The 7,769-nt window shown below is 65.2% G+C and carries 10 protein-coding genes; 8 read left to right on the forward strand and 2 right to left on the reverse strand.

Annotation, left to right across the window (positions count from 1 at the left end; genetic code table 11):
• Positions 1-188 precede the first annotated feature (188 nt).
• On the forward strand, positions 189-1,205 hold the full coding sequence (locus tag AC0L30_RS36805; RefSeq protein WP_007603247.1) for a carbon-nitrogen hydrolase family protein: 1,017 nt from the start codon (positions 189-191) through the stop codon (positions 1,203-1,205).
• A gap of 26 nt (positions 1,206-1,231) precedes the next feature.
• Positions 1,232-2,272 carry a phenylacetaldoxime dehydratase family protein gene (locus AC0L30_RS36810; RefSeq protein WP_007603249.1) on the forward strand — a complete coding sequence of 347 codons (1,041 nt, stop codon included), beginning with the start codon at positions 1,232-1,234 and terminating at the stop codon, positions 2,270-2,272.
• A gap of 4 nt (positions 2,273-2,276) precedes the next feature.
• Here AC0L30_RS36810 and AC0L30_RS36815 read toward each other — a convergent pair whose 3' ends face one another.
• Positions 2,277-2,915 (reverse strand): HAD family hydrolase, encoded by a 639-nt coding sequence (locus AC0L30_RS36815; RefSeq protein WP_007603250.1) that lies wholly within the window; start codon positions 2,913-2,915, stop codon positions 2,277-2,279.
• Between the two features lie 232 nt (positions 2,916-3,147).
• Between AC0L30_RS36815 and AC0L30_RS36820 the strand changes: the two genes are divergently transcribed.
• Both AC0L30_RS36820 and AC0L30_RS36825 read left to right on the forward strand, forming a co-directional pair.
• A complete protein-coding gene (locus AC0L30_RS36820) occupies positions 3,148-3,444 on the forward strand; it encodes a hypothetical protein (protein ID WP_007603251.1) in 297 nt (98 codons plus the stop codon).
• 77 nt (positions 3,445-3,521) lie between these two features.
• Entirely contained in the window at positions 3,522-3,722 is a 201-nt protein-coding gene (locus AC0L30_RS36825) for a hypothetical protein (RefSeq protein WP_473406354.1), read from the forward strand.
• 55 nt (positions 3,723-3,777) lie between these two features.
• Here the strand turns inward: AC0L30_RS36825 and AC0L30_RS36830 are convergent, their stop codons facing one another.
• Positions 3,778-4,818, reverse strand: a complete 1,041-nt coding sequence (locus AC0L30_RS36830; RefSeq protein WP_007603253.1) for a TRAP transporter substrate-binding protein — start codon at positions 4,816-4,818, stop codon at positions 3,778-3,780.
• A gap of 114 nt (positions 4,819-4,932) precedes the next feature.
• On the opposite strand from AC0L30_RS36830, the gene AC0L30_RS36835 reads away from it, so the two are divergent.
• The 4 genes from AC0L30_RS36835 (at position 4,933) to tsaA (ending at position 7,608) form a co-directional block, all read left to right on the forward strand.
• Positions 4,933-5,880 carry a lytic transglycosylase domain-containing protein gene (locus AC0L30_RS36835; RefSeq protein WP_007603254.1) on the forward strand — a complete coding sequence of 316 codons (948 nt, stop codon included), beginning with the start codon at positions 4,933-4,935 and terminating at the stop codon, positions 5,878-5,880.
• A gap of 117 nt (positions 5,881-5,997) precedes the next feature.
• Positions 5,998-6,738, forward strand: a complete 741-nt coding sequence (locus AC0L30_RS36840) for an AzlC family ABC transporter permease (protein WP_035994751.1) — start codon at positions 5,998-6,000, stop codon at positions 6,736-6,738.
• Positions 6,735-7,085 carry an AzlD domain-containing protein gene (locus AC0L30_RS36845; RefSeq protein WP_007603256.1) on the forward strand — a complete coding sequence of 117 codons (351 nt, stop codon included), beginning with the start codon at positions 6,735-6,737 and terminating at the stop codon, positions 7,083-7,085. Before AC0L30_RS36840 ends, AC0L30_RS36845 begins: the two co-directional genes overlap by 4 nt.
• Before the next feature lie 31 nt (positions 7,086-7,116).
• Positions 7,117-7,608: a tRNA (N6-threonylcarbamoyladenosine(37)-N6)-methyltransferase TrmO gene (gene tsaA / locus AC0L30_RS36850; protein ID WP_007603257.1), complete on the forward strand. Its 492-nt coding sequence runs from the start codon at positions 7,117-7,119 to the stop codon at positions 7,606-7,608.
• Positions 7,609-7,769 lie beyond the last annotated feature (161 nt).

Genomic DNA, 7,769 nt, shown 5'->3' on the forward strand with positions numbered 1-7,769 from the left:
CCTCCCTTTCACATCCCGCAATATCGCGTGTCGGCGCAGGTCCCGCCTGAAAGGCAAATCCCGTACCGGGTCGGCGAATCCCGTCCGGTCGAGTTTTTGTTCCGCCGCGGTCGAGCGCCCGCCGTCCCGGCTTGGTCAAATAGACTGCATCGGACCTGGCTTCCGATCAACCGGCAAGGGAGGTGGGAATGGGCATCGAACATCCGAAATACAAGGTCGCGGTGGTGCAGGCGGCGCCTGCCTGGCTCGATCTCGACGCCTCGATCGACAAGTCGATCGCCCTGATCAGGGACGCCGCCGAGAAGGGCGCAAAGCTGATCGCCTTTCCGGAAGCCTTCATCCCCGGCTACCCCTGGCACATCTGGATGGATTCCCCGGCCTGGGCGATCGGCCGCGGCTTCGTGCAGCGCTATTTCGACAATTCGTTGTCTTATGACAGTCCGCAGGCCGAGCGGCTGCGCGACGCCGTGCACAAGGCCAAGCTCACTGCCGTGCTCGGCCTGTCCGAGCGCGACGGCGGCAGTCTTTATCTGGCGCAATGGCTGATCGGGCCGGATGGCGAGACCATCGCAAAGCGCCGCAAGCTGCGGCCGACCCATGCCGAGCGCACGGTCTATGGCGAGGGCGACGGCAGCGATCTCGCCGTGCATGCGCGGCCCGACATCGGCCGCATCGGCGCACTGTGCTGCTGGGAGCATCTCCAGCCGCTGTCGAAATACGCGATGTATGCCCAGAACGAGCAGGTCCATGTCGCGGCCTGGCCGAGCTTTTCGCTCTACGATCCGTTCGCGCCGGCGCTCGGCGCCGAGGTGAATAACGCCGCCTCGCGCGTCTATGCCGTGGAGGGCTCCTGCTTCGTGCTTGCCCCTTGCGCAACGGTCTCGCAAGCGATGATCGACGAGCTGTGTGATCGACCGGACAAGCATGCGCTGTTGCATGCCGGCGGTGGCTTCGCTGCGATCTATGGTCCCGACGGCAGCCAGATCGGCGATAAGCTCGCGCCGGACCAGGAGGGCCTCTTGATCGCCGAGATCGATCTTGGCGCCATCGGTGTCGCCAAGAACGCCGCTGATCCAGCCGGGCATTATTCGCGCCCCGACGTGACGCGGCTCCTGCTCAACAAGAAGCGCTACCAGCGCGTCGAGCAGTTTGCGCTGCCGGTCGACACCGTCGAGCCCACGGACATCGCCGCGGCGGCGAGCTGATCGCCGGAATCGAGGGAGGCACGCTCATGGAATCCGCAATTCCTCTGCATCTCGAGACCCCGCGCACGCGCCACAAGCGCGTGCCGGACGATTACCAGCCGCCATACCCGTCCTTCGTGGCGCGCTATAAGCCTGCGGTGAACCGGGTCGTGATGGCCTATTTCGGCCTTCAATATCGCGGCACGGCGCCGGCGGCTGCGACCGACGCGCTCGCCGACATCGCGGAACGGTTTGCCGCGGAAGGCGGGCCCTCGCATTGGGACCGCGCGCAATACGTTGATCAGGCCGGTTACGAGAACGTCGTCTCGGTGGCCTATTGGGACGACATTGCGCGGTTCGACAAATGGTTTGCACCGGCGCGCGAGGCCTGGACCGGAACGCAGCGCGAGGGCATCGGCACTTTCATCGAGGTGCTGCGCCCCACGGTGGCGCGGCACGAGACGCTGTTTTCCTCGCTCGGCCGGCCGGAGGGCGTCGCCGCTATCGCCGGCGGCATGAGCGGCGAGGTGCAGGAGCACGCCTATTGGGGCGGCATGCGTGATCGCATCCCGCTGTCGCAGACTGATCCAATGTCGCCGGGCGGCAATCCCGAATTGATCCGCGACGGCGCGCGGCTGCGCGTGCAGGCGCACGACAATCTCTGCCTGATCCGATCAGGCCAGGATTGGAGCGATACCGAGACCTCGGAGCGAAAGCTCTATCTCGACGACGTCGAACCGGTGTTGCGCGAGGGCATGGATTTCCTGCGCGATGAGGGCCTCGGCATCGGCTGCTACGCCAACCGTTACATGGGCGTGCTGGCAGCCGACGGGAGCGCGAGTGAAAAGTCCTATGGTCAAAGCTGGTGGAAGAGCCTGGCAGCGCTGGAGCGGTGGGCGGAATCGCATCCGACCCACGTCAGGATATTCGGCGCCGCGATGAAGTACCTGTCGACGCTCGGCCCTTCAGCAAAACTGCGGCTCTATCACGAGGTCACTGTGGCGGCTGCAGACGAGCAGTTCTTCGAGTATCTGAACTGTCACGCCAGGACCGGCATGCTGGCGGCGATAGAGACCGTCAGCGCTTGATCGGCTAGATCACGCAATGACCGAGCAGCTCCGAATGCGCGGCGCAGATGTGATGCGCGCCGGCGTCCCGCAGCTCGGCCTCGCTGCCGTAGCCATAGAGCACGCCGATCGCGGTCATGCCGTTGGTGCGGGCGCCGACCACGTCATGGCTGCGGTCGCCGATCATGATCGCGCTGGCGGGATCGACCCTGGCTTCGTCGAGCGCGTAGCGCAGCAGGTCGCGCTTGTCGACGCGCGTGCCGTCGAGCTCGGAACCGAACACGCGCTCGAAATACGGTTTCAGGCCAAAATGCTCGACGATACGGGTGGCGTAGACCGCGGGCTTGCTGGTCGCCACGAACATGCGCGGTGTTGTCGCGGCAAGCGTTGTCAGCGTGTCCACGATGCCTGCATAGGCTTCGTTCTCGAACAGGCCGACATCGCTGAAGCGCTCGCGATAGAGCAGCAGCGCCCGGTCGGCGAGTTCCGCGCTGCCCGTGAGCTTTTGCAGGCTGGCATGCAGCGGCGGGCCGATGCACCAGGTCAGCTCCTCCGCGCTCGGCACCGCGACGTTGAGCCGCTCCAGGGCGTACTGGATCGAGCGCGTGATCCCGGGCTTCGGGTCGGTCAGCGTGCCGTCGAGATCGAAATAGATTGTAACCATGTCGCCACGCCTGTGTTGATACCGCCGCCTATTGCTTGACCTAAACGAGGCCACGGACCAAGGCAAACGCGCAACCATTGTCAGGCCGAAAATCGCCTTCTTGATACCGCGTATCCCTTAAAGCTCGCTATTCGCGGGAGGGAAGCGTAGAGTCGCGCCATCACCGCCTTCCATTGGCATCGACCGGTGACTGAGGGTCACCAGCGCTCCCGCCGACTAAGCAGGAGCGTGTATGACTCGATTTCGTCTGGTCGACTGGATCCGCCGGAGAGCGCTTCTCGTCGCATTGATGCTTGCCATATTGATACTTGGCACACTGTCGCAAGGCGCTGTCGCGGCAGGGCCGGACTGCCGGGCGATCGAAAGCACGAGCGGACGTCTCGCCTGCTACGATGCTGCGTTTCCTCCAAAGGAAAGAAAGCCCGCTGCTGCGGAGAACGATGGGTCCCGTGCTGCCTACAAGGACCCGTTCGTTGCGGAAGAGGCCAGAACCGCAGCGAAGCTGAAGAACATCTGCCGCGGCTGTTGAGGGTTGCTCGTTCGCCGCGTCTTGTTAATGGCGAATCCGGACGAGAGATCGGGACGATTTTTTTCAGGAGAGGCCGGATGAGCGAGCGACTTGAAACTCTGAAGAAGGCCCGTGATCACATGATCGAGGACAGGGATGCGCATGCGAAAGTGCTGGCCGCTCCGTTTGTGCGCGACACGGCCGAGCGAGCGCGCAACAAGTTCATCGAGATCCAGGCGCTGATCGATGCCCTCGACCGCGCCATCCGGGGCGAAATCCCGGGTCCGGTCAAGAACTAGGGCGGTAGGCAGCGACACCGGCAGGACGTTGATTGCAGATTCCGCTACCGCTCCCTCATTGCTGTCTCGCCCATTCGACGATTGCGGTCGCCTCCGCGCCTGCCCGGGTTCCCCAGGCGGCGATCGCGTCCTTTGCTGCCTTCCGCAGCTCCGTGACAAGGAACGCGGGCGCCGGCTCGGCGATATGGACGCCATTGTCGCGCATGCGCGCATAGTTCTCGATGGTGCGGTGGGTCAGTAGCGCGAGCTGGCTCTGTTCTGTCTCGGCCGCCGCGGCCAGCACCTCGCGCTGCATCGGTTCGGACAGTTCGGCAAAGGCGTCGCTGCGGACGAAGGCGATCGAGATCGGCATCGCGTAGTTGATGGCCGTGAAATGCGGCAGAAAGTCCCACAATTTGCGCCCCGCACCGCCGTCGCCGGAGGTGAGGAAGGCATTCAGCCGGTGTTCCCTCAGTCCGGCGAGCGCCGCGTCCATCGGCAGGAATTGCGCGTTCGCGCCGGCCGCGCGCATGACCTCGGTGGAATTGGCATCATAGGTTCGCAAGTTCAGTTTCGGCAGGTCGTCGGCACCTTCGAGCCACCGTTCCGACCACAGGCCCGTGGCCGGCCAGATCGTCACATAGAGCAGCTTGAGGCCGCGCGCAGCGAGTGCTTTTTCGTAGAGCGGGCGCGCCCGCAGATTGGTGGCGCGGGCGATGTCGACCGATTGCACGAGAAAGGGCAGGGTGGACAATCCGAACACAGGGTCGAGGCCCGAGAGCGCGCCCGCGAAGGCATCGCCGCCCGCGATCCGGCCGTCCAGCGCCGCGCGCGGCATCTCGCCCGAGTTGATCTTGAGTTGGTTATCGAAGGCGTTCGTCACGGTCACGAAACCGTGGGTACGGTCGGAGACGCGGCTTGCGAAGGTCGCGAGTCCAATCCCGGAGATGTTATTCTCAGGGTATTCCGTGGTCATCCGCCAATTGACTTGAGAGGTGACTTGGGACGTCACCTGCGCGGCGGCTGGCGCGACGCCCAGGATGAATGCGGCGAGGACAAGGATCGCGCGGATCCGTTTGGCGGGGTAACGCATTGGGAGAAGCAGGTCAGGCAGCATATATTGGCAACTCGTCGAACCATGGCACGATGCCACAACATGGCAGATCACACTGTCGCATGCCGCGCCGAGGCGCGCCACCGTCATGCCTGCACGCGATGGGTGCAGATTGCGATGTGCATCATCCCCGCGCTGCTTGTCTCGGCGACACAGGTTGTTGCGTGGGACAGTTCGCCCGCCAAAACCGACGTCGCCGTCCCCAGCGTCGAAGAACTCGCTGTGCAGCCGGCGAAGCCCGCGGATGCGCGCGAGAGCGATACGCGGGAATCGATCTGCCTGATCGTCGAGGCCGCGGCGCGCGATGCCAATCTGCCGCTGGAGTTCTTCGCCCGCGTGATCTGGCAGGAGAGCCGCTTCCAGGCCGATGCGGTGGGGCCCATGACGCGCAGCGGCGAACACGCGCAGGGGATCGCGCAATTTATGCCGGGCACCGCGAGCGAGCGCGGGCTGCTCAATCCCTTCAATCCGGTGCAGGCGCTGCCGAAGTCGGCGGAATTCCTGAACGAGCTGCGCAACCAGTTCGGCAATCTCGGCCTGGCGGCGGCCGCCTACAATGCCGGGCCGCGCCGGGTGCAGGAATGGCTCGCCGGCACCGGCAGCATGCCGGAGCAGACCCGCAATTACGTTCTTGCCATCACTGGCACCAGCATCGATGCCTGGGCCAAGGCAGGCGCAACGGGCAAGGGTCCGCCGAGCGCGCCACCGACGAGCTGCCGCGATCTGATGGCGCTTTTGAAGCGCGCGCCAAATGCTTTCGTCGCCGAGCTCGAACAGCATGTGGAGCTGGCGGCCGCAAAAATCTGGGGCGTGCAGCTCGCCGCGGGCTTTGACCGCAACCGGGCACTGGCTATGTATTCCCGCGCGGTCACGCGGCTGGGCGCCGTGATCGGCGAACGTGATCCGAGCCTGCTGAGCTCAGTGATGCGCAGCCGAGGCACGCGCGCCTTCTACCAGGTGCGCATCGGCGCCGATACGCGGAGCGAGGCGGATGAACTCTGCGGTCGCATCCGCAAGGCGGGCGGGGCATGCTTCGTGCTGAAGAACCGCGGTGTGAGCGGGTAGGGGACGCGCCCCGAATGGCAACCACGCGTGCATGCCAGCCCCGCCGCGCGCTTTCTTGACGCCCGCCGCCGTATTGCCCGTTATGCAGGCACGATTCCTCACCCGGCCAAGACTCCCGTGGCGCTTCCTCCGCTCGATTCACCTCAATGGCAAAGTCCCTGGCGCGCCTTTGCGTGGGGACTGCGCTCGATCACGCAGACGATCCTCACCCTCGTCCTGTTCGCGACCTATCTCGGCATTGGCGCGCTCGCCCACGACACCCATTTCAGCCTGCTCTGGGCGCTCTGCTCGACGCTGTTCGTCTGGGCAGGTCCGGCGCAGATCATCCTGATCACCACGCTCGGCTCCGGCGCGACGGTCATCCAGTCGGCGATCGCGGTCACCGTCAGCGCCATTCGCCTGTTTCCGATGGTGGTCTCGGTGCTGCCGCTGATGCGCACGCCGACGACGAAACGGCGCGAGCTGTTTTTCGCGGCGCATCTCACTGCAGTGACACTGTGGGTCGAATGCCATCGCTTCCTGCCGCAGGTGCCGCGTGAACGCCGGATCGCCTTCGTCAACGGACTTGGCTTCGGTCTTGTCTCGGTGTGTCTCACCGCCAACACGGTCGGCTATTTCCTTGCTGCGAATCTGACCCAGACGCTTGGGGCGGCGATCCTTTTGCTGACGCCGCTGTCCTTCCTGTTCTCGACCGCACGCAACAGCCGCGAGGTCGCCGATGTCGTCGCACTTGCGCTAGGGGTTCTGCTGTATCCGCTGGCCGCGAAAATGAACTCCGGACTCGACATCCTCGTCAGCGGCCTCGTGGCCGGCACCATCGCCTATGGCGTGCATTGGTGGCGGGAGGTGCGTGCATGAGTTTTGCGCAGCTCATTGGCGACTGGCACGCGCTGGCGGTGCTGTTCGTCGCCGGCGTTGTTCCCAACCAGATATGGCGCATGCTGGGCCTGTGGTTCGGCGGCGGCATCGACGAAGGCTCCGAGCTTCTGGTCTGGGTACGGGCGGTCGCCACCGCGATCCTGGCCGGCGTCATCGCCCAGATCGTGGTCGAGCCGCCCGGTGCGCTTGCGAGCGTGCCGGACGCCTTGCGCTACGGTGCGGTCGGCGCCGGCCTCGTCGTCTTCCTGCTGACCCGCCGCTCGATCTTCGCGGGCGTGGTCGCGGGCGAAGTCTTCATGCTGGCCGGCAAGTGGTGGTTGGGCTAAAACTGCCGGCGAACAGCAGGGATTTGGAAATATGGTTCGCGAAAACGAGCTCCGCGAGGGTGAAGTCTCCATCGAGCTGCCGCCGACGCAGGATGCCGGCCTCGTCTTTATCGGCCGCATCCGCACGCCCTGGAGCTCGCGGCTGGAGACCCCGCGGCAGGGCCGGCATGACGGCCCGATATGCCGGCTCGAGGTCTTCGAGCCATTCGTGCCGGCGATCAAAGGTGTCGATTTCTACAGCAATCTCGAAGTGCTCTACTGGCTCGACAAGTCGCGCCGCGACATCGTCCTGCAAAGCCCGAAGAACAACGAAAAGACCCGCGGCACGTTTTCGCTGCGCTCGCCGGTGCGCCCCAATCCGATCGGGACGTCGATCGTGAAGCTGGTCGGCATCGAGGGCAACGCGATTCTGGTGCGCGGGCTCGATTGCCTCGACAACACGCCGCTGATCGACATCAAACCGGATCGCTGCGAGTTCACGCCACTGGCCGCGCCGCAGCCGGGGGATTTCCAGACGGAGTAAGAGGCGGTCATCGTAGCCCGCATGGAGCGAAGCGGAATGCGGGAACGGTCCCCGGGTTGGGGTGGGGGCCGCCCGGGGGCGGGGGGGGGGGCGCCAACCCCCGTGAACCCCCCGGGGAGCGGGGGGGGGGGGGGGTGGACCCCCATTGGGGCGTGCATTGG

Source organism: Bradyrhizobium sp. MI1.11 (assembly GCF_055811255.1).

Bases quoted from the DNA above. Each gene is read 5' to 3' on its own strand.
- AC0L30_RS36805 (WP_007603247.1), top strand. From the start codon at position 189: ATGGGCATCGAACATCCGAAATACAAGGTCGCGGTGGTGCAGGCGGCG.
- AC0L30_RS36810 (WP_007603249.1), top strand. From the start codon at position 1,232: ATGGAATCCGCAATTCCTCTGCATCTCGAGACCCCGCGCACGCGCCAC.
- AC0L30_RS36815 (WP_007603250.1), bottom strand. From the start codon at position 2,915: ATGGTTACAATCTATTTCGATCTCGACGGCACGCTGACCGACCCGAAG.
- AC0L30_RS36820 (WP_007603251.1), top strand. From the start codon at position 3,148: ATGACTCGATTTCGTCTGGTCGACTGGATCCGCCGGAGAGCGCTTCTC.
- AC0L30_RS36825 (WP_473406354.1), top strand. From the start codon at position 3,522: ATGAGCGAGCGACTTGAAACTCTGAAGAAGGCCCGTGATCACATGATC.
- AC0L30_RS36830 (WP_007603253.1), bottom strand. From the start codon at position 4,818: ATGCTGCCTGACCTGCTTCTCCCAATGCGTTACCCCGCCAAACGGATC.
- AC0L30_RS36835 (WP_007603254.1), top strand. From the start codon at position 4,933: ATGTGCATCATCCCCGCGCTGCTTGTCTCGGCGACACAGGTTGTTGCG.
- AC0L30_RS36845 (WP_007603256.1), top strand. From the start codon at position 6,735: ATGAGTTTTGCGCAGCTCATTGGCGACTGGCACGCGCTGGCGGTGCTG.
- tsaA (WP_007603257.1), top strand. From the start codon at position 7,117: ATGGTTCGCGAAAACGAGCTCCGCGAGGGTGAAGTCTCCATCGAGCTG.